Genomic DNA, 23,109 nt, shown 5'->3' with positions numbered 1-23,109 from the left:
TGGCAAAAATCGGTTCCGACTATACCGGGTTAGGTTTTGTCCCGTAGGGGCAGACCCGTGTGTCTGCCCGGGATCAGGCCCAATAAACAGGTTCGATTCTACTATTTGTGGACGAAAATAGGATCACCCTCCAAATACCCTATTTTAGTTGTTGATTTTTTTATATGAATTTGAAAATGACTAAAATGTAGGCGCTGTTGTTGCCATTATCATCACTCAAAATAGACGTGTTTTGAAAAATGTAATTAAGGAGAGTCTGTATGTCCAATTTTAAAATTGATTCGTTAGGTCCCCGCAAACTACAATCGCCCCTGCCATTTTCTGACATGCAGGAATCCTCGTTCTATATGGACGACAATGCCTATGTGCTGGAGGATGTCGGGATCAAGCATGTTCCAAGTAAATCCAGATCCTTTGAGGCCGCGGGGCCACGTGAAAAAATCTATTTTGATCCTGCCAAAACACGGGTGGGCGTAGTCACCTGCGGTGGCTTGTGTCCCGGTATCAACAATGTGATCCGAACGCTGGTCATGCAGTTGTGGTATCATTATTCCGTCAAACACATCATCGGCTTCCGTTATGGTTATGAAGGGTTCATTGCCAAGTACAAACATGACATTGTCAAACTGACACCGGAAGTGGTCAAGGATTATCATCATATGGGCGGCAGTGCTCTTTCTTCATCCCGTGGAAAACAGGATACCGGTGAAATTGTGGATTGTCTCGTGGTCAACAATGTCAACATCCTGTTCTGTATTGGTGGCGATGGAACACTGAAAGGGGCTCATGCCATTGCCCAGGAAATCAAGAAACGCGGCTTGAAAATCGGTGTGGTCGGTATTCCCAAAACAATTGATAATGACATTCTGTATTGTGTGAAGACTTTCGGGTTTGAGACAGCGTTTTCCATTGCGGCCCAAGCGATCCAGGCGGCGCATGTGGAAGCTCAGGGAATTCCCTATGGCGTGGTGATCGTAAAATTGATGGGGCGGGACTCAGGATTCATCGCGGCCAATACAGTGCTGGCATCACCGGATGTGAATTTTGTTCTGGTGCCGGAAGTGGATTTTGAATTTGATGGTGATCATGGAATGCTGGCAACGCTGGAAAAGGCCTTGCTCCAGAAAGTCAGTGAAGGGAAACATCCTCATTCGGTGATTGTCGTGGCAGAAGGGGCTGGGCAGAAATTTTTTAACCTGGATACCACAGATGCTTCAGGAAACATTCGTTATGGAGATATCGGGATCTTGTTAAAAACAAAAATCCAGAAATATTTTCAGGATCGTTTGCCCATCAACATCAAGTATATTGAACCGAGCTACATGATCCGGTCTGTTCCGGCAAACGCCCATGATTCCATTTTTTGCCATCACCTGGCAGAAAACGCGGTGCATGCGGGAATGTCGGGAAAAACGGACATGATGATTGGCTACTGGAATGGTCGCTTCACGCATGTGCCGCTTGAAGAAGTGATCAAAGGCCGGAAAAAAATCGAACCGGCAGGAGAACTCTGGCGTCAGGTTCTCCTCTCGACTGGACAGCCGTCTGTGATGAAATGATCAGGAAGATGACTGTTATGTCAATTGGCCCTCGGCAACAGCTTTCAGAATATCCTGGTGGGTGACAATTCCCCGGAGTACCCCACCTTCATGTGCCGGGAGGCAATGAAATTGATTCTCAATCATGATTTTTGCCGCATCCTGCAACGATGCGGCGGCTTCAATCATCACCGGATTGGGGTTCATAATGGTGCGCACCCGCACGTTATACACCCTCAAACTGGACAAATCGGTGCCCTCGGCATCTGTTTTTCTTTCGCCGGAAGACGCCAGCACATTGATAACAGTTCTCAAGTCCTTGTCCGAAAGCATTCCCACAACTTTTCCCTCAGTATTTTTCACCACCAGATGATGAATTTTATATTTCTTCAGCAGTTCCAGTGCCTTTCCAGAATAATCTTCCGGATCAATGGTCACAACATTTCTGCTCATCAGGTCTTTCACATATAACATAAGACTAAACTCCTCATCTGTTTTTATTAAATTCTTCGTGTCATAGGGCGACCGGCTGGTCACCCCTACAATTGGTTTTTCCGTGTGTGATAGGGCGACCGGCGGGTCGCCCCTACAATTGGTTTTTCCGAATATTTGGTGTTGTAGGGGCGACCGGCGGATCGCCTCCGGGTTCAGCCTCTTTGATAAATATCGGTAATGTGTGCCAGCCAGTCAGCCAGAGAATCGGTCAGCATGTCATCACAGTATCGCCATTTCCAGTTGCCTTCTGCTTTGCCCGGGTAATTCATGCGGGCTTGTTCTCCCAGATTCATGACATCCTGAAGTGGAATGATAGCGGTAAGTGAGGTGGACGCGCTGGCCATGCGGATCAGTGCTTCACACACATTATATTCATTGATCTCATAACCGGCATACTGGTTGAGGCGTTGTCGGTCTTCATCACCAATTTCCCTGAACCATCCCCGGGTCGTGTTGTTGTCATGGGTTCCTGTATAAACGACGGTGTTCTTGTCATATTGGAAGGGAAGATAGGGATTATTTTTGCCATTGAAAAACGCGAAATGAAGAATTTTCATTCCGGGAAATCCGCTTTCATCACGCAGTGCTTCGACTTCCGGAGTGATCACGCCCAGATCTTCAGCGATGATGGGCAATTTTCCCATACTGTTTTTCAGAGCATCAAACAAACGGATCCCCGGTCCTTTAACCCATTTACCATTCATGGCGGTGGGCTCGGTCGCCGGAATTTCCCAGAAGGCTTCAAAGCCACGGAAATGATCAATCCGGATGATATCCACCAGATCCAGCAAACATTTGATGCGGTCTTTCCACCATTGATAGCCGTTTTTTTCCATGACATCCCAGCGATACAGCGGGTTCCCCCAACGTTGCCCGGTACTGCTGAAATAATCAGGTGGAACTCCGGCCACGACGGTGGAATTCCCTTTGGAATCGAGAGTGAACAGATTCGATTTTGCCCACACATCGGCACTGTCATAAGCCACAAAGATCGGGATATCGCCGATAATCCGGATTCCACGTTCATTGGCATAGGTTTTCAGGTTTTTCCATTGTCTGAAAAATTGATACTGCAAGAATTTTTGAAATTCAATTTTTGCTTCGTTTTTTGTTTTCCATTTATTCAGTGCGGCCGGTTCGCGTAAAGACAACGCGGTAGTCCAGGCGTTCCAGGGCTGATCATGATGCTCCGCTTTCAAGGGTACATAACAGGCAAAGTCCTCCAACCACTCCTGGTGTAGTTTGCAAAATGATTCAAAATCCTGTTTTTCCTGTGGTTTGGCATGTTTTGAAAAATTAGCGAAAGCTTCTTCCAGCAACTCCATCTTCCAGGCACGGGCTCTGGGATAGTCCACATAATCTTCGGGAAAATCCCTTGTATCTTCCAGACTTTTTGCGGCGATATAGCCTTCTTTTTCCAGAATTTCGACACTGATCAGCAGGGGATTTCCAGCAAAGGCTGACAATCCGGAATAGGGTGAATCTCCATAGGAAGTGGGAACAATTGGAAGAATCTGCCACAGGGACTGTTTTGCCCGTGCCAGAAAATCCATAAACCGGTATGCTCCGGATCCCAGATCGCCAATTCCGAATTTTCCCGGAAAAGACGTTGGATGAACCAATATCCCTGATGCGCGCTGTGTCATAGTTTCCTTTTGACTAAAATTCCCCTGAAAATAACATTCCTGATGGCTTAAGCACTACGTTTGAAGCCATATTGTCCGAATCATGCCGGACCATATCAAAAAGGCTGGATCATGCAAGCAGTTTTGTTCACAGTGCGAACACACAGATTCGCACAATTGGTGGCCGAAAACAGGATCACCCCCTAGGACCGGGTACTCATTTCTGGTAAGCGTTCAGTCGTCAGCTATCAGTTTTCAAGAATTCTCAAGGCCAGGAAGCCAAACGATATTTTCTGCTATTGAGTCATTATGCTTCTGAAACGCATAAATACTGAAAGCTGAATACTGAAAGCTGAACGCTTACCATTTCTGAAACCCCAGTGTTTTGTTGAGGAGACAATCTATGAAGCAAATTGTTTGGAAAATATTGGGATTCTTATGCCTCTGTTGGTGTTTGGCGATTCCTGTTGCCAATGCTCAAACAACCATCCGTGTGGGGGTTTATAATTTTGAACCGCTGGTGTTCATAGATCCGCGGGGGCAGGCCGAAGGGTTGTTTGTGGATGTGCTGAATCATGTGGCCACGAATGAAAATTGGAAACTGGAATACATTTCAGGCTCCTGGAGTGAGTGTCTGCAACGTCTCGAGAATGGTGAAATTGATCTGCTGGCAAGCATTGGCTATTCCGAGGAAAGAACCCGTAAATTCGATTTCATCAAGGTGTTTCTTTTTCTGGATTGGGGCTTGGTTTATGTGCCAGAGCACTCAACCATTAAAACCATTTTTGATCTGGAAAATAAAACCATTGGCGTGCTCAAAAGCAGTATCTACACCACCCACTTCAAACAACTGCTGGATCAATTTGGCATCCAGTGGAAACCTGTGGAAAAAGATGAATACTCACAAGTGTTTGACGCTCTTGAAAACCATGAGGTGGAGGCCGGAATCAATGCCAATGTCTCAGGTTTCCGCATGGAAAGTCATTATAATATCACGCGTACCCAAATCCTGTTTTCTCCAGTAAAAATTGGTTTTGCTGTAAAAAAAGACCAGCACCAGGAACTTCGTCAAACGCTCGATCACTATTTTTCCAGCCTCAAGGCTGATCCTGAATCCTATTATCATCAACGCTACCGACACTGGATGGGGTTAGCCCAGTCTGACGCCGGCAAACTAAGATGGTTCCGGACAACGGTGACGGTTCTGGGAGGAATCATCCTGATCGGAGTGCTGATGGGGTTTGGACTGATCCTGTTCTCGTTCTCACTCAGGAAGCTGGTTGCTTCCCGCACAAAAACCCTTGAACTGGAAATTGAGGAACGTAAACGTGTCGAAGAACGACTTGAAAAGAGTGATGATCGGTATCAGGCCATTGTACAGACCTCTCCAGATGGTTTCTGGACGGTCGATCTGGAGGGAAAAATCCTTGAGGTCAACAAAACCTATTGCGACATGATAGGCTATTCACGGGAAGCACTGCTCACCATGAGCATCTCTGATCTGGACGTCAGCGCTTCCGCGACAACTTTGCGTGAACGCGTAACGCTCCTTGAACTTCAGGGGTGGGACCGTTATGAAAGCCAGCACCGTCATGCCGATGGAACCATTCTTGATGTGCTGATAAGCACCATTTATCTTGCGCCTCAAAATCTGATCATCGCGTTCATCAGCAATATTACAGAGCGAAAACGCGCAGAAGCCGCACTTGTTAAAAGCGAACGTCAAATGGCGCTCATTACCGATAATTTACCAGCTTTTGTGAGCTATGTCGGGCTAGACGATCTGCGATATCGGTTTGTGAATAAAAAATTTGAAGATGCCTTCAAGATCCCCCGTGAGCAGATCGTTGGTTCCCACATCAAGGACATCATTGGACAAGCCAACTACGAATTTTCCTTAAAATATCTCGATATTGTCCGTACAGGCCAGGCGACATCCTATGTAAACCGTTTTGTCACTGCCGGAACTGAAAGGTGGGTTGAAGTCAATTATGTTCCGGATATCAATGAACAGGGCATTGCTGAGGCCGTAGTTGTGTTGAGTTTTGATATCACCGCACGCAAGCAGATGGAAGAAGAAATCCGGCAACTGAACACGGAACTCGAACGTCGGGTGGTGGAGCGTACCATCCTGCTGGAAGCCGCCAATAAAGAACTGGAAGCCTTCTGTTATTCCGTCTCGCATGACTTGCGCGCGCCACTCAGGAGTCTCAATGGCTTCAGTCAGGCCCTGCTGGAAGATTATCTGCAACAGTTGGATGAAACAGGGCAGGATTATCTGCAACGCATCCAAAAAAGCAGTCAGCGGATGGGACGCCTGATAGAGAGTTTACTCATGTTGTCACGTCTGACACAACGAACCCTGGATAAACAAAAAGTCAATGTGACAGGCATGATTCAGGAAATCAGCATGGAATTGAAAGAAAGTGAGCCTGAACGTGATGCTCAAATCCTTATTGCTCCAGACATGGAAATCCAGGCTGATCCCGAGTTACTGCGAATCATGCTCACCAATTTGATTCATAATGCATGGAAGTTCACCGGCAAACAGCCTCAAACCCGGATTGAGTGTGGACAATCCAACAATTTTCAGGGCACTCAGGATTCCGGTGCGTCCGTTTTTTATGTGAAAGACAATGGGGCGGGATTTGACATGCTTTATGCCGGTAAACTGTTTGGCGCCTTTCAACGGTTACACACCAATGAAGACTTTCCGGGAACAGGCATTGGTCTCGCCACGGTTCAACGCATTATACTGAAACATGGCGGTCAGGTTTGGGCCGAAAGCCAGGTGGGACAGGGGGCGACTTTTTATTTTTCGCTCCCACAACAGGTTCAGTAAGGGAACATAAAGAAATAACCGGTAGAGACGGGTTTCAAACGAAGCGGTGACACCTAAACCTTGTGATGGGGTAGTAAAGAAAATTCAGTCTATTGAAGATAAATTTTGGGAAGAAGATGCTCTGTTAGAGGAAATTTAAGACGGTATCAGACATGATTTTGTCACATGAATTTTTGAAAAATATCAAGTCATATGGTGAACACTATAATAGCTTCGCCATCTGGCGATTGCTCCTGTTTTCGGCCACAAATTGTCGGGGTAAACCTTTGTGTTCGCACTGATCCCGGGCAGACACACAGGTCTGGCTCAAAGGAACGTTCAAAAAATAACATGGAAAACTTTCTGGTTACGAACGGGACGTAGGGCACGAGCAAACTTTTTTTCAACTTATTTTTTTGTTGCTACTAAGGGACAAAATTCAAACCGATGGATTTATGGTCGGGTATTTGGAAGTGGTGTCACTTCGACCAACGGGAGAGATCGTGAATATTGTAAAATCAATTATTGAATCTTTCAAAATATAGATAGACAGACCCATCATGAAAATGATATGGACCCCAATAAGTGCCTGTCATGGGATTATCAAGAACATCAATGAAACCATATACAAAGGAGAAACAATGGGAAAAGAAATTAAAGTGGACGATCTGCAAACCATTTTACAGCAACTGGTAACAGACTCGGTTGAGAAAGTAAAAAACATGAATCCTGATGATGTGAAAGTCGCCTTTGAACAAATTAAAACCGAGATTGTCAGCACAATTCAGCAAATTGACCTTGAAGAGATAAAAAACGTATTTGAACAAATAAAAAATGACGTGGTCGAAAAAGCAAAAAGCGTGAGATCGCTGGTGTCAGCAGATCGTATTGATAATCTGGAAAATAGAATTAAGAAAATCGAAGAGAAACTGGATAAGTGAAGCAATCATTGAAAATATGCTGAACTGCCAAAACTGCTATCACACTATAAATCGTAAAGGCTTTAGTCATCGTTTCGCCAGTGAGTGGCTCAAACCGGGCAGGACGATACCGGGAACAGTAGTCCCGGGTTACGTCTCGGGGAAGGTGACAAACCGTGGAATTTCATCGGGACGTAACACAATGCAACCCTCTTCGAAAGGGTATTTACCCTCGATGATTCCCGCATTTTTTACTGGCCACCGTCTGAATCTGACGAAACAACGACTAGGCCTTTTTATCATTCCCCCCGACCGTCAATGTAATCACAAATCCGCTGAACGACCTGATCCGGTGTCAACGATGAGGTGTCCACCACCAGATCAAAATTTTTCTCATCATACATATCCACCTTATACAACTTCTGAAAATTCTGGCGCATGGCCTGGGCTCGGTTCTGGTTAGCCTGAACCGCATCCTGAATACTTTTTGCGTCTTCAGTGGCTCGTTTTGCGTCAAGAATACGCTGTGCGGCCACTTCGGGATCACATTGCAGAAAAATTTTGATGGCGTCGGGTATGAATAAAAAACCGACATGCGCATCCAGCACAAACGCGTCATTTTCCTCACCGAATTTTTTTTGTTCCTGATCAATTTCCAGATCGACTTCCGGATGATGAGACACGTATTCCACAATGAATTTTGTGATATCCTGATAACCATATCGGACACAGATTGTCCGCACAAAATCTCCCGTTCCACGGATGCTTAGATGATATCTTGCGGCAAGTGCGGCCCTGACAGTGGATTTTCCGGAACCGGGAACACCTGAAAGTGTAATTTTCATGGGGGTACTCCATCTAAAGGGTTAAGGTTTTACTATTCCAGATTTTGTATTTGCTCCCTGATTTTTTCAAGTTCACTTTTGATTAGAATCACCAATTGACTGATTCCCTGATGTCCGGCCTTGGAACCAATGGTATTGGTTTCACGATTCAATTCCTGCAGCAGAAAATCCAGTTTTTTGCCACATTCATTCTGTAGAAAGACCTCATCCACATGGGCCAGATGACTCCGAAATCTGACAATTTCCTCGGTGATGTCGCTCCGGTCGGTCAGGATGGCAATTTCCTGTTCCAGTCTTCCCTGATCAACATTGACTTTGGTTTCCAGTGTTTGAATGAGTGCCGCGATTTTCTGAAAATATAAGTTGGGCAATTCTTTGGCATATTGTTCGATCTGATCCAGATAGCCACCACAGGATTTAAGTCGTGTCTGAATATCCCCGGTGAGTTTTCCCCCTTCAACTTGCCGCATCTGTTTGAGTTGAAGCACTGCATCTGTCAGACATTCCTGGATCAACTGATTAAAAAACGGCGATTCCGCATCCACCGTGGGAAGTTGAATCAGATCCTTGATCGCCAACAGATCTCTGAGAGAAAGCTGAACAGGAAGTCCCGTCGTCTGTTCAAAATCACGAACCAGTTGGCCATAATGGCGGGCCAATGTTTTGTTGAGGCACAAGGCGTTTTCAGCATTTTCAGTGTTTTGCAGATTGATGGTGCAGTCCACTTTTCCTCTGGAACAATGCTCCTTGATGGTTTGATTCAGCGATTGTTCAAGATTCTGGAAGCCTGTGGGAAGTTTGATTCTGGAATCAAGAAACCGGGAATTGACAGACCTGATTTCGATCTGACATTGCCAGCCATCCCGGCTGAGTTGAGCGCTTCCAAAACCTGTCATTGAATAAGCCATAATACCTTTTTATAATGTGAACAATGATCGATTAATAAACCAGGAATTGACAAACAGTCTAAAGCATTTTATTTAAAGAAACGGTCACCATCTGCCTGAGGCACAGAATATCAGACCTTTGCCAATCACAAGTTGCCCTATGCTGTTATGAAAAACTGGATAAAAAATGTAAAAAATTATTTCGGATCAATTTCTGACTCAGAAATTTCCAAATACAAAAATGATTGCGAAGGATTGATCCAGAAGTATGAAAATCTTTTGCAGGAAATATCTGAGTATATGCGGAACAACCGTCATATCATCAACACCTTCGGGCAAAAGCAAAGCCCTGAAGAAATTGAACAACTGAACAGTTTTTCATTTTTCGCGATCCGCGACGAACTGCATCATATCACCGAGGAGTGTGAGTCCTTGCTTTCTCGCGGAAAAGGACAGTCCGAAAGCATTCCCCAGCAAGAACAAACCATGAAAATTCTGATGACACAGCTCCAGGAGTTGAGAAAATATTCAGAACAGATTGAGACCGCTTTGAAAGAATTTGAAGACCGTCTCATCGAAATGGAAGAATCCCTCGCCGCCAGATCCCTTTGCAACTAAGGAACATTCGAAAAATAAAACAGAATCCTTTTTAAACAATTTCTTCTGCCGGGCACACGTAGAGACGCGCGATTCGCACGTCTCTACAGACTTGAGAATAGAGGTTGGTTGAATATTCTTTTGTCGTTCCTAAATGATTTTCTGCGCATAATTCTGTGACAATAGAAATCAATCCTGATGTTTTTTGGATGTTGTTGACGTATGATCGCGGATATGAGGATTTCCTTTTGATAATCTTTGTTGTGCCTTCTTCAATGTTTTGTTAAACATCTTAACAGTACCCTGTACTTTGGGATGTGACAGGTAGAAGGGCAACGCCTCATTTCCCTGAGGATGAAGCGGATCTAAGTCTTCACGATAGATTCGGGAGAGTCCATTTTGGAATTTGTGCCACTCTTTTGAAAAATATTCAGCGACACGTTCCGCGCTCAAAGTTATAAAACTTCCCGGAAATTTATTTTTTGACATAGCGCTTCCTGCTTAAATTGTTCTTTCGTATTGCTTTTATCAGTGCGATTTGAACTGTATAAATAGTACCCCGGCAATCGGATTTGCAAGTTCAAAAACTTGCGGCATGAGTTTAGCGCTTTAGTTTGTTGATTATCAGGAAGGTCAAGCATGAGTTCATCTGGAAATAATGAACATCTGGCACAACAGTATATTCAGGAATGCCTTGGATACCAGGATCGTCTCAAAACGCTGATCCAACAACTTGGTTCAGTGCCATCGTCCAAACGTGGAGACATTCTTGAAAGTATTCGGGATATTATTTATGCCATTCAGGGTGGGGCAGGGTTCTTCAAAATGCCTGCGGTGATCAGACTGTGCGGCGGATTTCAGCAGATTTTGCAAACAATCCAGATTTCCAAAGACCCCCCTACTGAAATGCATACCGGACTGCTGGAACAAAGCAGAAACATGCTGGAAAAGATTTTCAACAAAGGTGAAAAAGAACTGACTCAGGAAATCAATGAGGTCCTCGCCAATTTTGCACGGCAGGATTTTAATCCGGACCTCTCACATGCGAGCATGGGCCAGCAAATCAGTGCCTCCGCAAACCAGAATGTGGAAGAATTGATCGACAAGGCACTGAAACTGCTCAATCAGATCAAGGATGCCAATGTGCTGAATCCTCCTGAGCAAGGCCTGGAACCCACGGCACATGAAGCCTTCGCACAGTTGATCAGGATTCTAAATATCAAATCAGATCTATGGAATATGCCAGATCTGAGAATCATGGGGGATGCTCTGCAAAACCTCATTCACGGCATTGAGCATAAAACCATTGAGTTCCATCCCAGCATTCGTCATTTGCTGATCGACAGCAAATATCGTGTCATGACACTGCTTCAGACTTCAGACCCCGCAAAATATCTTCAGGATATCAAGGAACTCACCGGAAAAATGGATGCGCTGGTTCCCAAAGCACCACAACCGTCAAAGAGCGTCAGAATCCCGGAAAAACATGTAGAAATTCAGCCTGAAAAATCGAAACCGTCCAAAACCACTTCAGCCCCCACTAAAAAAATTGAAGTCGCTGAAATTGTCAAAGAGTTCATCACAGAGGCCTTCGAACACATTTCCATTCTGGAAGAACGTCTGCTTTATGTAGAAAATATGGGAGGAGAACCCCCCCAGGCCATCATTGATGAATTGTTCCGATCGGTGCATTCCATCAAAGGTGGAGCAGGTTTTTTTGGAATGGTAAAAGTGACCAGGGTTTCTGATATCATGGAAAATATTCTCGATCGCTTGAGAACGGGTTCCCAACCATGCACGCCTGACATCACCTCCAAACTTCTGAGTGGTGTGGATCTGCTCCGGGTTTTGCTGGAACATGTGGAACATGATGAAGCCATTGATGTGACCCCCTACCTGGAAGGCCAGAACATGCCGGCTCTTCCGACAGCAGTTGTTGAATCCGGTGAACCCTCAACACCCCATCCGCAGGAAGTCAAGCCCACAGCATCACGCGCCCCTGTGCGTGATGAAACAAACGTTCCAGCAGCATCAACCGCCGGAAACAGCATTCGTGTTTCAACCACGCTGTTAAATCGTCTGATGGGGTTGGCAGGAGAACTTGTTCTGATTCGCAATCAACAGTTGCAGGTGATAGAAAACATGAGCCTGGAAAAAATGAAGGTCATTACCCAGCGGTTGAATCTGGTGACCAGTGAACTCCAGGAAAATATCACCCGCACCCGTATGCAGTCCATTAACAATGTATTCAGTAAATTTCCCAGAATCGTCAGGGATCTTTCCCGAAATCTCAATAAAAAGATTGAACTTCAACTGGAGGGACAGGATGTCGAACTGGACCGGACTATATTGGAATCTTTGTCTGATCCGTTGACCCATCTGATTCGCAATGCGGCAGATCACGGGATTGAGTTGCCCGAAGAGCGCCGAAGGGCGAAAAAACCTGATGTTGGAAAAATTCTGTTAAAAGCATCCCATGAAGAAGGAATGGTTTTGCTTGAGATCAGTGATGACGGCAAAGGGATGTCGCTCCATAAAATCAAGGCAAAGGCTGTTGAAAAAGGATTGTTCACGACCGCACAACTCGATGTCATGTCCGAACGGGATTTGCTGAATCTTGTATTTCATCCGGGATTTTCTACGGCAGAACGAGTCACCAATGTTTCAGGACGTGGCGTCGGAATGGATGTGGTGCGGAGAAACATTGAACAACTTGGCGGCTTCATCCATCTGCGCTCACGGGAAAATATCGGAACACGTATTGAAATCTCGTTGCCTCTGACCATGGCCATCATGCCGACACTGATCACCATGAACAATAATCAACGTTTTGCCATTCCACAAACAGAACTGGTGGAAGTGGTCTGTCTGCACAATGAGGAAGTCTTTGAAAAGATTGAAGTCATTCAGGACACTCAATTTTACCGTTTAAGGGATGAACTGTTACCCCTGATCCATCTGACGCATATTTTAAACCATCAAGAACCGCTCAAACGCTTCGAACACCGTAAAATTGTGGATGACTTTCGCAACCAGCAGACACTCTATCGCACCAACCAGCAATTATCTCAAACCTATGACATGTCCATGCAGGATGAAAAAATGATCATTGTCCTGAGAAACGGAATCCATCAGTTCGGGTTGATCGTGGACAGCGTTCTCGATACTGAGGAAATCGTGGTCAAACCCCTGCATTCCCGTCTGAAAAATTGCCGTTGCTTTTCTGGCGCGACCATCATGGGAGACGGACAGGTGGCACTGATTCTGGACATTGCGGGCATTATCAAACACTCAGGTTTGCAGTTCCACAATCTGGTCAGGGAACAGAAGGTACTGGGTGAAGAGGAAGAAATTCAGAATCTGCTGTTCTTCCGCACCGGAGAAACAGAACAATTCGCAGTGGCTCTGCCCTTGATTTCACGGGTTGAGCAAGTCCAGATAGAACGGATTGAATACATCGGTAATCGTGAACTTCTGACCATCAATGAGGTGGTTTATCGCGTTTTGCGACTGGACCATCTCATGAATGTATCTCCTGTCACCCCCATCAATAACGAAGCCTTTCTGATTGTTGCCAAAAATGCTCCGCGCCCTTGCGGCATACTGGCACAATCCTTGATTGATATTGCCGCAGTCTCGGCTGATCTCAATCTTGAAGCCTGTCTGGAACCCGGCACATTGGGCAGTTTTATTTTTGAGGAACGTCTCAGCATTTTTCTTGATTTTTATGCACTCATGGAACTGATGGATGCTGAATGGTTTCAGTCGCGACCGGTTTATCAGAAACATCTGGAAATTTTGCTGATCGAACCATCCCCCATGTATCACACGGTCATCAAAAGCTATTTGAGGAATGATCGGCATAAAGTTGTCGGCGTGAACACCTTGAAGGAGGGCTTGAGAATTCTGGATGCGGGCGCCCGCTTTCATGCGATCATTGTTCAACTGGACAACCAGATGGAACATCAGACTACCAGAGAAATCACTCAACTCCTGCATGACAGTCTGGCATCCCAAAACAGTTTCCTGATTGCAATTTCAGAAAAAGCGCCACCTGAGCAGATTCTACAGGCGGGCTTCAATGAGGTTTTGACCAAACTCAACCGGACGGGGCTAAAAGATTGCATGAATAAAATTTTGGAACATCAAATAGAAACGGTTTAAATGTTAATTTCTGAACAGGAATCAGATACAAAAGGCGAAGATATTCAGCAAATCTGTACCTTCAGGATTGCCGGATATCTCTATGGAGTGAACATTCGGTATGTCAAGGAAATCAATCAGGAATTGCATATCAGTCCTGTGCCACATTCACCGGCCAATGTGAAAGGACTTGTGAACATCAGGGGCGAGGTTTATCTCATTTTTGATTTAAGAAACTGTTTCGGCTTTCCACCCATTATGATTGATGAACACCATCGGATTATTTTATTCAAAAGCGATGAAATGGAATTTTCCGGCATTCTTGTCGATTCTCTTCAGGATGTCATTAGAGTTCAGAGCAATCTGATTGAGACCTATAATCCTGAAGTTCAGATGGAAGGATTGGAAATGTTGCGGGTAAAAGACGCGGAAATCGGACAAAATCTGGTTCAGGGCGTATTCCAGTTTCAAAAAGAAATCATGATTATCCTGAATCCGATGACCTTGTTGCAATTTGAATGACACAGCTCCGCACGCACTTCATGTTTTCATGCATGGGGCAAAATTCAGAATAAACAAAGCCTTATGGCTTAATTGATAAAATGTATAGCACCCTGTGATTTTGCAAGGATTTATTGATAAATGTGTCATGCCGGACTTGATCCGGCATCCCGAAAATCTCAGCAGGCCACTGGATTCCGTAACAAACCCGGAATAACATGCTATTTCAACGCCTAATTCGCATTATCAGCAGAAATCCGCACCTTGATGGAGGAAATCATGGTCACTGAAAACTTGCCTTCTACCAACTCATCGAAGGCAGTGCAGGAAAAACCGTCTCTGCATTCACTCGACACACATGCACGGCAGAATGAGTTCAGTCAATCGCCTGTTATTAAAAAATACCAGGCCCGCACCAGTCTCTGGTGGAAACTCATTGGACTTGGTGGCACTTTTTCACTGATTCTTGGTGTACTGATTTTTTATACCAATGTTCAGTTGTCACAAGTCTCTGAGAACAATGTAACTCTGCATGAAAAACTGGTTCCCGCGATCATTGAAGCGCAGGCCCTGCAACGTGAACTGCTGTATGCCATGACCACCCTGCGGCAATGGATTCAGACCGGTGATTCCACTTTTCAGGCACAGCAGTCACTGACCTGGAACAACATCGAACGGCTTTCAGGCCATTTGAAAGAGCAGGCGAAAACAGCGGATGACACCGATTTCAATGTGCGAATTGTTCAATTGCTGGCACAACTGGAAGCCATCAACGGTTTGTATTTCAAAATCCAGCAGGATTTTCCGGGGACAGGCATCGTTAAAAAAATGGAGAACCTGTTTGTTGGCATTCAGGAACTGATACAGACAGAAGCCTCGGTTGCTGTTCCTGAAAATATCATGGCACAACTTCTGGAAATGCAGAATATCCTCCATTTCCAGATCACCATGCTGCAAAAATGGAGCTTTTCCAGTAACGAATATCAGAAACTGAAAGAATCAGGCAAGCAACTCAACATGCTGGTCAATGAACTGGATCAACGCTATCAACCGCTGGAAGGCCGAAAGCGTTATAATCAGTTCAACTCCATCAAACAGAACCTGACGAATCTGGAACCCCTGTTTGCGTTTTTTGATGGCAATTACCAGGAACACAATCTTGCGACCATCGAAGAAAAAACATCCAACTGGCTTAAAGAATTTGAGAATGTTATCCAGTTCCAGATGGCCTCAATGGCCAAACATCAACGGATTTTGAAATCCGGACTCGGGCAGTTGAATTTCCTGCATCTGATTTATGCCCTTTCCGTTTTGGGCGCACTCATCATTTCCCTGATTACCATTTACCTCATAATCATCAAACCGATCACCCAACTTTATGATTTCACTCAACGAGTGGGCGATGGCGAAAAAAATCTCAGAATCTATTTCAATCAGAAAGATGAACTCGGCGCCTTGGCCCTGTCCCTGAGTGAAATGGTTGCCAAACTGGAAAACGCCTACGTTTTTGAACATCAGAAATCGCGTGATCTGTATGATGAAATGGATGCCATGTTATTGCAGATTGAACGGATCAAGAAAAAAGATTTTGAAGCGCAGATTCCATATTTTGATGATCCTATTCTGGCAAAACTGTCAGATGGATTGAATGAAATGCTGTTGCAATGGAAATCCGATCAGGAAGAACAGGAAGAACTCCAGCGACATATGGTTCAAATCAATTCCATGGTGGAAAATGTCCCCCTGGCCATGATGATCGCTGACAGAAAAGACATCATCCGCTTTATCAACCGGACGGGAATGCAGTTGATGGAACGCCTTGCTCATACTCTGCCCTTTCCACCGTCAGAAGTCATTGGTCATCTCTGGCAGGATATTGTTCAGGACACGCATATTATTTCAGAACTCCAGAAATCCCGTGGCAAATCATTGACCACAGAAGTCCAGATTGACAAAGACATTTTTGCCATCACCACGTCACCAGTTTACGATAAAAATGTGGAATATCAGGGACCCATGTTTTCATGGAATGTAGTGACAGATTTGCGGCACAACGAACGGAATCAGAAAGAAATCCAGATACAGCAACAAAAACAGGCCTCCAAACAGGCTGAACGGGTGGAAAATCTTAAAAAGTTTGTTCAGGCGGTTGGACAGGGGAATTATTCGGTCAAAATACCTGATTTTGAAGACAGTTCGCTCGAAGAATTGTCTCATGGACTCAAAAACATGATCAACAGTCTGCAACATGCCCGCGACGAAGAATCCCGACAAATTCATCGACTCAAGGACATCAGTGTTGAACTCAAGGAAATTGCCCAACTTGTAGAAAAATCTTCCCGGGATATGACGGATACCGTGGAAAAAATGGTACATTTCTCTGGTGTCACCAACAATCAGACCAATAGTGTTCTAACCGCCATTCAGGAAATCAATTCCAATGTAAGTGGTATCGCCACCGCTGTTGAAGAAATGTCTGTCACGACCAAAGAAATTGCCAACAGTGTTGCGGATAGCGCTGAAATTTCCAAGAAGGCCGTTCAGGCCAGTCGTGAGGCTCGAGACATTGTGACAGATCTTGGCAAAAACTCGGAACAGATTGGCAACGTCACAGGCGTTATCCATCGGATTGCCCAACAGACAAACCTGCTCGCGCTCAACGCGACCATTGAAGCCGCTTCTGCGGGCGACGCCGGAAAAGGGTTTGCGGTGGTTGCCAGAGAAGTGAAACTTCTGGCACAACAAACGGCCCAGGCGACAGAGGACATCACCTCCAGTATTCTTACCATTCAGCGTGATGTAACCCATGCGATTTCATCCATTGCCAGCGTCAGTGAAGTGATTTCAGAAATGAACGAAATTTCGGAAAGTGTCAGCAGTGCCACAGAAGAGCAGTCTTCAACCACCAACGACATTGCTCGTGCCATGTCGGATGCCGCGCATTCCGTGGAAGAAGTCGTGAATAACATTCAGGTGGTTGCCAAAACCATCGAAGATACCCGCACCAACATTCTCAGTGGTGAGGAAGCCGCCAATGTGTTGAAGGTCGTTGTGGAACAACTCAGCACCTTGGTCAATTCGCTGGAAGAAGAAGTTCGATTATAAAATAGAAATTGTAGAGACGAACGATCGTGCGTCTCTACTGAAAAGAGCTGTTAGCCAATTTGAAAGGAGTTATGCCTGTTGAAAACTCAAATAATGAATCATTGCTTGAACCGGAACTTCGTAAAAAAAGTTATTTAATCATTGAGCAGAATGGTGCCTTGCGTCGAGCCATGATTCGTACACTCAAAAATGCAGGAATTACCCAGATCGTTGAGGCCGAAAGTGCCAAAGACGCCCTGATGATCCTGAAAGCAAACAGAGAGATGGGGGTGATTTTCTGTAATTTTGAATTGCCTGACGTGCATGGCCTGAAATTACTGCATCAAATTACCCAGGAAAAGAAATTTCATGAAACTGTCATTATCATGCTGTTGCCCGATCAAAATGAGGAATATCAGCAAAATTCCCTTCAATTGGGGGCTGATCTCAACCTGTGCAAACCCTTTGCCTGGGACTCTCTCAAACCCGCGATTGAAGAGGCCTCAAAAATCAAACGACGCAAACTTGAAATGGAAAACGCCAAGGTCAAAGTGGAGATTGCTGTTCAGATCACCTCTGGACATAAAACGACCAATGGACTCTGTCTGGAATTATCGCTCAAGGAATGTCAGATTGTTTCTGAATTGGAGTTGGGAATTGGAAGTCGGGTACAGTTTCAACTCGCGAATGACCAGAATGCGGGATGGTTTGATCCAGTCAAGGGAATGGTTTCATCCGCCGGAAGACATGCTGATGGAACTGTGGCCAAAATAGAATATACCACTAAAATTCTTCGTTCACAGGGCATTGCGGCGCTTATTCAGCAATATATGCCGAATGTTTGAATCAAAAGGAAAGTCCGAAGGTCATCATCAAGACACCGGCAGGAATTGTTTCATCAATGGCATTGTCAGCAATTGATTGGAGTCTTTTATGGATAGTGGCCTTGCGTTCTACGGTAAGAGAAGACGTCTGAATGGAAACAGAACTGTTATGGTAAATCAGTGCTGAGCCATAAACCCAGTCCACACCGAGTACAGCGCCCCCTTCAAACAACCACTGATGACCGACACTCCAGCCAATCAGATTGGTCTCAACGCTCAAGGCGGTCTGTGCGGAAGACGTGACATCATCCCCTTTGAACGTCATATTCCCGGAGACCACTCTCTGAAAAAAGCCAGCCATCGCATTGAGGGCATCCCCCAGGAAAAAACGGTAATAAACACCAAGAGTGCTGTAATCAAGATTCTTGGTCTCCCCCTCTGATTTTGCTCTGAAAGATCCGCTGCCAGTTTCCAGGCCCATCATATCATGCTGATTGACGAACATTCCAAACCGCAATGGTGTCGCGGACAAACCTTCATAACGTCTAATCAGTGGAGATACCCCGACAACATAATACTCGGCGCTTGCCATTTTCCGGGGGGGTTCAGCTCCCGAAACCAGAGACATACCAAAACACAACATTCCCGAAATGAGGAAAAAATATTTCATTGACATCATCAGGAAAAAATTGACAAGCAAAACAGTCTGAAACAAGCCATGCAAAAAATGGCCTTTCCAGAATCAAAAATTATGAATTTGATGGTTTTTCAATGATACAGTGGTTTACTTGAGAATTAAGAGGATTGCTCAGCAGGTTTCAGATTTTTGGTCATCGTCACACAATTGCCGGTTTCATTCCATTCGATGGCATCCATAGTCGTTTTCATGATCAGGATTCCTCTGCCATGCACAGCCAGACTCAAGGGATCATACAGAGGCAGTTTGCTCCAATTAAAGCCAGTGCCATGATCCTGAATTTTCAGAGTGAGGACATGATCTCGCACCCGACACCCCAGAATCACCTGCCTGGATAAATATTCCGGAGCCTGTTCACGTTTTTTGATTTCCTCCATGTAGATTTCATAGGAATTCTCCCGATACGTCGAAGGCACCATTAAATTCCCATGAATAATCGCATTGGATAACGATTCGACCAGACAAAGATTGATCTGGTAAATGCTGATATCATAAACTCTGCATAACGGTTCAATCATGTTCTGGAAATATTGTGACACTGCCGAAATAAGCCTGGTGTTGCTGTCGATTGTTAACTGAATATCAATTTCAGGCTTTTTCATGATTTCCTTCAAATCATTCACTGGAATTTTATAGATTTGAAGTTTATCCAGACTTTCTCTGAGGAAGTTCAGTTTGAAAGGTTTGAGAATAAAATCAAACGCACCCAGTTTTATGGCAGTAACCGCCGCGTTGAGATCCGCATGACCTGTCATGAAAATAATGGGAGTTTTGAAATTTTCACGACGGAGTTTTTGCAGAAAATCGAGACCTGAAAGACGAGGCATCTTGATATCACTGATAATAACATCAAACGCATTTGGTTGAGCCGAATAAACATTCCAGCCCTCCTGTCCATTTGAGGCCAAAGTGACATGATGCCCCAACATTTTAAGGTACTGTCCCAGTTGTTCGAGCAACAGAGCTTCATCATCCTGCAATAAAATATTCATGGCGTTTTTTGGTTAAGCAGTTGAATGAGGGCTTCGGGAATATTATCCAGAGAAACCAGTTTTTCAGCACCACCGCGTTCATACGCTTCTTTGGGCATCCCGAATACAACACTACTTTTTTCATCCTGTGCCATTGTTCTGGCACCGGCTTTTCTCATGTTGAGCATCGCGTCAGCTCCGTCACGGCCCATTCCTGTAAGCATCACGCCAACAGCGTTAGCGCCCACATATTTGGCAACAGAATTGAACATTACTTCAACAGAGGGGCAGTGGCCACAAACTTTTTCTCCGGGAGTACAATCAACGACATAGGTTCCGCCAGAACGAATAACCGTCATGTGGGCATCCCCCGGGGCCACCAGAGCCAGACCTTTGATGATCCGGTCCCCATTCTGTGCTTCTTTGACATCAATCGCGCAAACATCATTCAACCGGTCAGCAAACATTTTGGTGAATTTGGGAGGCATGTGCTGTACTATCACAATCCCGGGGATATCTGCAGGAAGACGTTCCAGCACTTTACGCAAAGCCTCTGTGCCTCCGGTAGACGCGCCAATAGCAATGACTTTGTCGGTAGAAACTGACAGCGCATGACTTGCGATTCTGGCTTTCGGGGCGACAACGGTCCGACCTTTCCAGTGGCTGACATCCACTTTAGCCGCAACCTTCACTTTAGCACACAATTCACCCATCATAGCGCTCAGTCCGCCCATCACGTTCGAACTGGGCTTGGTCACAAAATCCACGGCACCGGCATCGAGGGCATCCAGTGTGATTTTGCAACCACGCTCCGCGAGCGAACTCACAATGACAACAGGCATAGGAAATTGCGGCATCAGTTTTCGTAAGAACTCCACACCATCCATCCGTGGCATTTCCACGTCCAGCGTGAGCACATCCGGGGTCAATTCTACAATTTTATCCCGGGCGACATAAGGATCAGGAGCGCTTCCCACCACTTCTATATCAGGATCATTGTTCAGCCCCTGCGTCAGAATCTGACGCACCAAGGCTGAATCATCAACGACCAGAACTCGAATTTTTTTTGCCATGAGGTCCTTTTATTACTGGAATGAGTCACCGTGAAACCACTGTTCATAATTTTTTTGAGCATTCTGGTATAGCCGTTCCGAGGATGCTGAAAGTTTTTTGGGCCACAACCGAATAATTCTATCCGCGATTTCAATAATATTTTGAGCCACCACACTGTCTCGGTGATAGCGCAACAATGGCGTTTTTCCACGTGTTGAGGACGTGACCTCCGAGTCAGAAAAAACAAAACCAAAATGATCAATTTCCATGGATAACATCTGGTACAGGCTTTTGTCAATTTTTTGAGCGACGTTCACGTCCTCATAATGTTGCCCCATGTTGTAGATAATTCGTGGGCGATAGGTCGCACACAGCGTTCTGATTTTTTGTGCGATGTCCCTGTCCCGAGTTTCAATTTCGCGGCAAATTCGTTCCACCGAAACTACCTCCGTGTGAGGTAACGCAAACAGGTGATGGACCAGATTCAACAGAATACTCCTGGATTTGACCAGGCCCTCAATTCTTCTGAAAATAAAATTTTTCAGAAACATCTGCATATTCATGATTGCCGGATATTCCGGAGTCGTGATCAGTAGACTCCTTGAGGACATTCCAAACATATCCAGGGTATTGAACGAACTGCCGGCACCGAGATCGAGTAAAATGTAATGAGCCTCCAGTTTTTTGATGTCGTTGATCAATTTTATTTTCTGGGCATGATGAAAATTTGCCATCATCGGTGTACGGACATCCCCTGGAATGATCCGGAGGTTGGTTGTTCCTGTTGGAATCAGCAAATCCTCTAGGGAGGCGGTTCTGGCACGTACATAATCGCCAATTCCCGCAAAATCGTTGGACAGTCCAAGATAGGAATGCAGATTGGAACCGCCCAGATCCAGATCGATGGCAATGGTGGAGTATCCGGCTTCAGCCAGACTGATGGCAAGATTAGCGGTCAGAACACTTTTTCCCACACCGCCTTTTCCACTTGCGACGGGAATAATGATTCCAGAAGCGTTTTCCAATGGGTTCCTCAAAAATTACAGGATGTCTGTCAACAAGGGCTGCATCGCCGTGCGCAGGGCTTTGGAAACATCATCCACTGTGTGTACAGTCAGGTCCATGACTTCAGGCAGGTAAAACGTATTCATCACCGTAAACACGACCCCGATGCTTTCTTTTTCTTCAGCAGTCCATTTTGTTCCAAGAAAACGTTTTTCCGAAACAAGATTACCAATTTCAGAACAGATAAATTTGACAATCGCAGGACCCGTAGTGGTCTCGATAAAATATTGAATTTCTTCGAGTCTGAACAGCAGTCGTTCAATTTTATACTGATAATCCTCCAGTTCCTGAGAATTTAATTGCTGATCATCAAAATATTCAATGGAAGACCAGATTTTTTCCAGATCCGTCAGTTGACGGTGCAGTTCCTGATAGAAATAATTTCGCAATTCCTCGTTGGCAATATTCTGGAAAAAATATGCGATTTTTAATGAAAAAGCCTTATCAATCAATGACTTCACAAAGCAACTCCGTAATTATAAATGCCACTCCTGATAACCCGGACAAGAAAGCAGTATTTGCCCGCTTGTGGATGACACAGAAACCGTTCTGCTCAATACACCTCCCACGTCCCTGGCGGCCAGGGAAAGTCCTGAATTACGCAACAGTTCTTCTGCGGCCAGGTAGTTTTTTTCTCCGATATTGAACGTTTCTACCGACTGAACCATTTTCCCGCCACCGGCGATTTTACATACCATAGCGTCACGGGCACCTGCCTGTCGCATCTTCTGAATCAACAGCGGAATCGCTGTATCCGCATAATATCCGGGTTTGATTTTTGCTTTGGCGGCATCAATCCTTGAATCAGGAAGCACAATATGAACCATTCCCGCAATCTGTTGCTGTGGAGCTGTCAGGATCACGGCGACACACGACCCCAGCGCGAACGTTTTGATCGATTTTCCAGGCCCGGACACAACGGCCATATCTCCCAGACCTATCACCACCTCATTCATGTTTTTCAAATCAGTGGCAAACATCAGTTTTTCCCCCGCATGTTGAATGAAACAAAAAACTCAATTTTTCAGCAGACATGTCGCTCC

19 protein-coding genes are annotated in these 23,109 nt (G+C 45.2%); 8 read left to right on the top strand and 11 right to left on the bottom strand.

What is annotated here, in order from left to right:
- The first annotated feature begins 260 nt into the window (after nt 1-260).
- The gene (locus HQM11_05240) at nt 261-1,559 is read left to right on the top strand and encodes an ATP-dependent 6-phosphofructokinase (protein MBF0350412.1); all 1,299 of its coding nucleotides are present in this window, start codon (nt 261-263) and stop codon (nt 1,557-1,559) included.
- A 15-nt stretch (nt 1,560-1,574) separates the two neighbouring features.
- Here the strand turns inward: HQM11_05240 and HQM11_05235 are convergent, their stop codons facing one another.
- Both HQM11_05235 and malQ read right to left on the bottom strand, forming a co-directional pair.
- A complete protein-coding gene (locus HQM11_05235) occupies nt 1,575-2,012 on the bottom strand; it encodes a CBS domain-containing protein (protein ID MBF0350411.1) in 438 nt (145 codons plus the stop codon).
- Nucleotides 2,013-2,185: 173 nt separating this feature from the next.
- The gene (gene malQ, locus HQM11_05230; protein MBF0350410.1) at nt 2,186-3,679 is read right to left on the bottom strand and encodes a 4-alpha-glucanotransferase; all 1,494 of its coding nucleotides are present in this window, start codon (nt 3,677-3,679) and stop codon (nt 2,186-2,188) included.
- 382 nt (nt 3,680-4,061) lie between these two features.
- Here malQ and HQM11_05225 point away from each other — a divergent pair, with 382 nt between their 5' ends.
- Together HQM11_05225 and HQM11_05220 are read left to right on the top strand one after the other, a co-directional pair.
- Entirely contained in the window at nt 4,062-6,500 is a 2,439-nt protein-coding gene (locus HQM11_05225; GenBank protein MBF0350409.1) for a PAS domain S-box protein, read from the top strand.
- Between the two features lie 620 nt (nt 6,501-7,120).
- Entirely contained in the window at nt 7,121-7,420 is a 300-nt protein-coding gene (locus HQM11_05220) for a hypothetical protein (protein ID MBF0350408.1), read from the top strand.
- Between the two features lie 278 nt (nt 7,421-7,698).
- Here the strand turns inward: HQM11_05220 and HQM11_05215 are convergent, their stop codons facing one another.
- Both HQM11_05215 and HQM11_05210 read right to left on the bottom strand, forming a co-directional pair.
- Nucleotides 7,699-8,244: an AAA family ATPase gene (locus HQM11_05215; GenBank protein MBF0350407.1), complete on the bottom strand. Its 546-nt coding sequence runs from the start codon at nt 8,242-8,244 to the stop codon at nt 7,699-7,701.
- 32 nt (nt 8,245-8,276) lie between these two features.
- A complete protein-coding gene (locus tag HQM11_05210) occupies nt 8,277-9,152 on the bottom strand; it encodes a YicC family protein (protein ID MBF0350406.1) in 876 nt (291 codons plus the stop codon).
- Nucleotides 9,153-9,431: 279 nt separating this feature from the next.
- On the opposite strand from HQM11_05210, the gene HQM11_05205 reads away from it, so the two are divergent.
- Complete coding sequence (locus HQM11_05205; GenBank protein ID MBF0350405.1) at nt 9,432-9,749, top strand: hypothetical protein; 318 nt, start codon at nt 9,432-9,434, stop codon at nt 9,747-9,749.
- Between the two features lie 168 nt (nt 9,750-9,917).
- Here the strand turns inward: HQM11_05205 and HQM11_05200 are convergent, their stop codons facing one another.
- On the bottom strand, nt 9,918-10,217 hold the full coding sequence (locus HQM11_05200; GenBank protein MBF0350404.1) for a hypothetical protein: 300 nt from the start codon (nt 10,215-10,217) through the stop codon (nt 9,918-9,920).
- Nucleotides 10,218-10,367: 150 nt separating this feature from the next.
- On the opposite strand from HQM11_05200, the gene HQM11_05195 reads away from it, so the two are divergent.
- The 4 genes from HQM11_05195 to HQM11_05180 all read left to right on the top strand — a co-directional run bounded on the left by HQM11_05195 (nt 10,368) and on the right by HQM11_05180 (nt 18,301).
- The gene (locus tag HQM11_05195; protein ID MBF0350403.1) at nt 10,368-13,892 is read left to right on the top strand and encodes a hybrid sensor histidine kinase/response regulator; all 3,525 of its coding nucleotides are present in this window, start codon (nt 10,368-10,370) and stop codon (nt 13,890-13,892) included.
- On the top strand, nt 13,893-14,393 hold the full coding sequence (locus tag HQM11_05190) for a chemotaxis protein CheW (protein ID MBF0350402.1): 501 nt from the start codon (nt 13,893-13,895) through the stop codon (nt 14,391-14,393).
- 258 nt (nt 14,394-14,651) lie between these two features.
- Nucleotides 14,652-17,477 (top strand): HAMP domain-containing protein, encoded by a 2,826-nt coding sequence (locus tag HQM11_05185; protein MBF0350401.1) that lies wholly within the window; start codon nt 14,652-14,654, stop codon nt 17,475-17,477.
- Nucleotides 17,478-17,548: 71 nt separating this feature from the next.
- Entirely contained in the window at nt 17,549-18,301 is a 753-nt protein-coding gene (locus HQM11_05180; GenBank protein ID MBF0350400.1) for a response regulator, read from the top strand.
- A 1-nt stretch (nt 18,302) separates the two neighbouring features.
- Here HQM11_05180 and HQM11_05175 read toward each other — a convergent pair whose 3' ends face one another.
- The 6 genes from HQM11_05175 to HQM11_05150 form a co-directional block, all read right to left on the bottom strand.
- Complete coding sequence (locus HQM11_05175; GenBank protein ID MBF0350399.1) at nt 18,303-18,950, bottom strand: hypothetical protein; 648 nt, start codon at nt 18,948-18,950, stop codon at nt 18,303-18,305.
- Nucleotides 18,951-19,075: 125 nt separating this feature from the next.
- Entirely contained in the window at nt 19,076-19,969 is an 894-nt protein-coding gene (locus tag HQM11_05170; GenBank protein MBF0350398.1) for a response regulator, read from the bottom strand.
- Complete coding sequence (locus HQM11_05165; protein ID MBF0350397.1) at nt 19,966-21,021, bottom strand: chemotaxis response regulator protein-glutamate methylesterase; 1,056 nt, start codon at nt 21,019-21,021, stop codon at nt 19,966-19,968. Before HQM11_05165 ends, HQM11_05170 begins: the two co-directional genes overlap by 4 nt.
- Before the next feature lie 12 nt (nt 21,022-21,033).
- Entirely contained in the window at nt 21,034-22,026 is a 993-nt protein-coding gene (locus HQM11_05160; protein ID MBF0350396.1) for a P-loop NTPase, read from the bottom strand.
- Nucleotides 22,027-22,041: 15 nt separating this feature from the next.
- On the bottom strand, nt 22,042-22,527 hold the full coding sequence (locus HQM11_05155) for a hypothetical protein (protein ID MBF0350395.1): 486 nt from the start codon (nt 22,525-22,527) through the stop codon (nt 22,042-22,044).
- A 15-nt stretch (nt 22,528-22,542) separates the two neighbouring features.
- Entirely contained in the window at nt 22,543-23,046 is a 504-nt protein-coding gene (locus HQM11_05150; GenBank protein ID MBF0350394.1) for a chemotaxis protein CheD, read from the bottom strand.
- Nucleotides 23,047-23,109 lie beyond the last annotated feature (63 nt).

The sequence above is a fragment of the SAR324 cluster bacterium genome, assembly GCA_015232315.1.
GTDB lineage: Bacteria > SAR324 > SAR324 > SAR324 > NAC60-12 > JADFZZ01.
The sequence above is the reverse complement of the archived record's forward strand: the minus strand, read 5'-3'. Positions and strand labels throughout refer to the sequence as shown.

Coding starts and splice junctions, on each gene's coding strand:
- HQM11_05165 (MBF0350397.1), bottom strand. CDS start 21,021: ATGGCAAAAAAAATTCGAGTTCTGGTCGTTGATGATTCAGCCTTGGTG.
- HQM11_05210 (MBF0350406.1), bottom strand. CDS start 9,152: ATGGCTTATTCAATGACAGGTTTTGGAAGCGCTCAACTCAGCCGGGAT.
- HQM11_05225 (MBF0350409.1), top strand. CDS start 4,062: ATGAAGCAAATTGTTTGGAAAATATTGGGATTCTTATGCCTCTGTTGG.
- HQM11_05240 (MBF0350412.1), top strand. CDS start 261: ATGTCCAATTTTAAAATTGATTCGTTAGGTCCCCGCAAACTACAATCG.
- HQM11_05195 (MBF0350403.1), top strand. CDS start 10,368: ATGAGTTCATCTGGAAATAATGAACATCTGGCACAACAGTATATTCAG.
- HQM11_05150 (MBF0350394.1), bottom strand. CDS start 23,046: ATGTTTGCCACTGATTTGAAAAACATGAATGAGGTGGTGATAGGTCTG.
- HQM11_05205 (MBF0350405.1), top strand. CDS start 9,432: ATGCGGAACAACCGTCATATCATCAACACCTTCGGGCAAAAGCAAAGC.
- HQM11_05200 (MBF0350404.1), bottom strand. CDS start 10,217: ATGTCAAAAAATAAATTTCCGGGAAGTTTTATAACTTTGAGCGCGGAA.
- HQM11_05215 (MBF0350407.1), bottom strand. CDS start 8,244: ATGAAAATTACACTTTCAGGTGTTCCCGGTTCCGGAAAATCCACTGTC.
- HQM11_05190 (MBF0350402.1), top strand. CDS start 13,893: ATGTTAATTTCTGAACAGGAATCAGATACAAAAGGCGAAGATATTCAG.
- HQM11_05180 (MBF0350400.1), top strand. CDS start 17,549: ATGCCTGTTGAAAACTCAAATAATGAATCATTGCTTGAACCGGAACTT.
- HQM11_05235 (MBF0350411.1), bottom strand. CDS start 2,012: ATGTTATATGTGAAAGACCTGATGAGCAGAAATGTTGTGACCATTGAT.
- HQM11_05220 (MBF0350408.1), top strand. CDS start 7,121: ATGGGAAAAGAAATTAAAGTGGACGATCTGCAAACCATTTTACAGCAA.
- HQM11_05185 (MBF0350401.1), top strand. CDS start 14,652: ATGGTCACTGAAAACTTGCCTTCTACCAACTCATCGAAGGCAGTGCAG.
- HQM11_05175 (MBF0350399.1), bottom strand. CDS start 18,950: ATGAAATATTTTTTCCTCATTTCGGGAATGTTGTGTTTTGGTATGTCT.
- HQM11_05170 (MBF0350398.1), bottom strand. CDS start 19,969: ATGAATATTTTATTGCAGGATGATGAAGCTCTGTTGCTCGAACAACTG.
- malQ (MBF0350410.1), bottom strand. CDS start 3,679: ATGACACAGCGCGCATCAGGGATATTGGTTCATCCAACGTCTTTTCCG.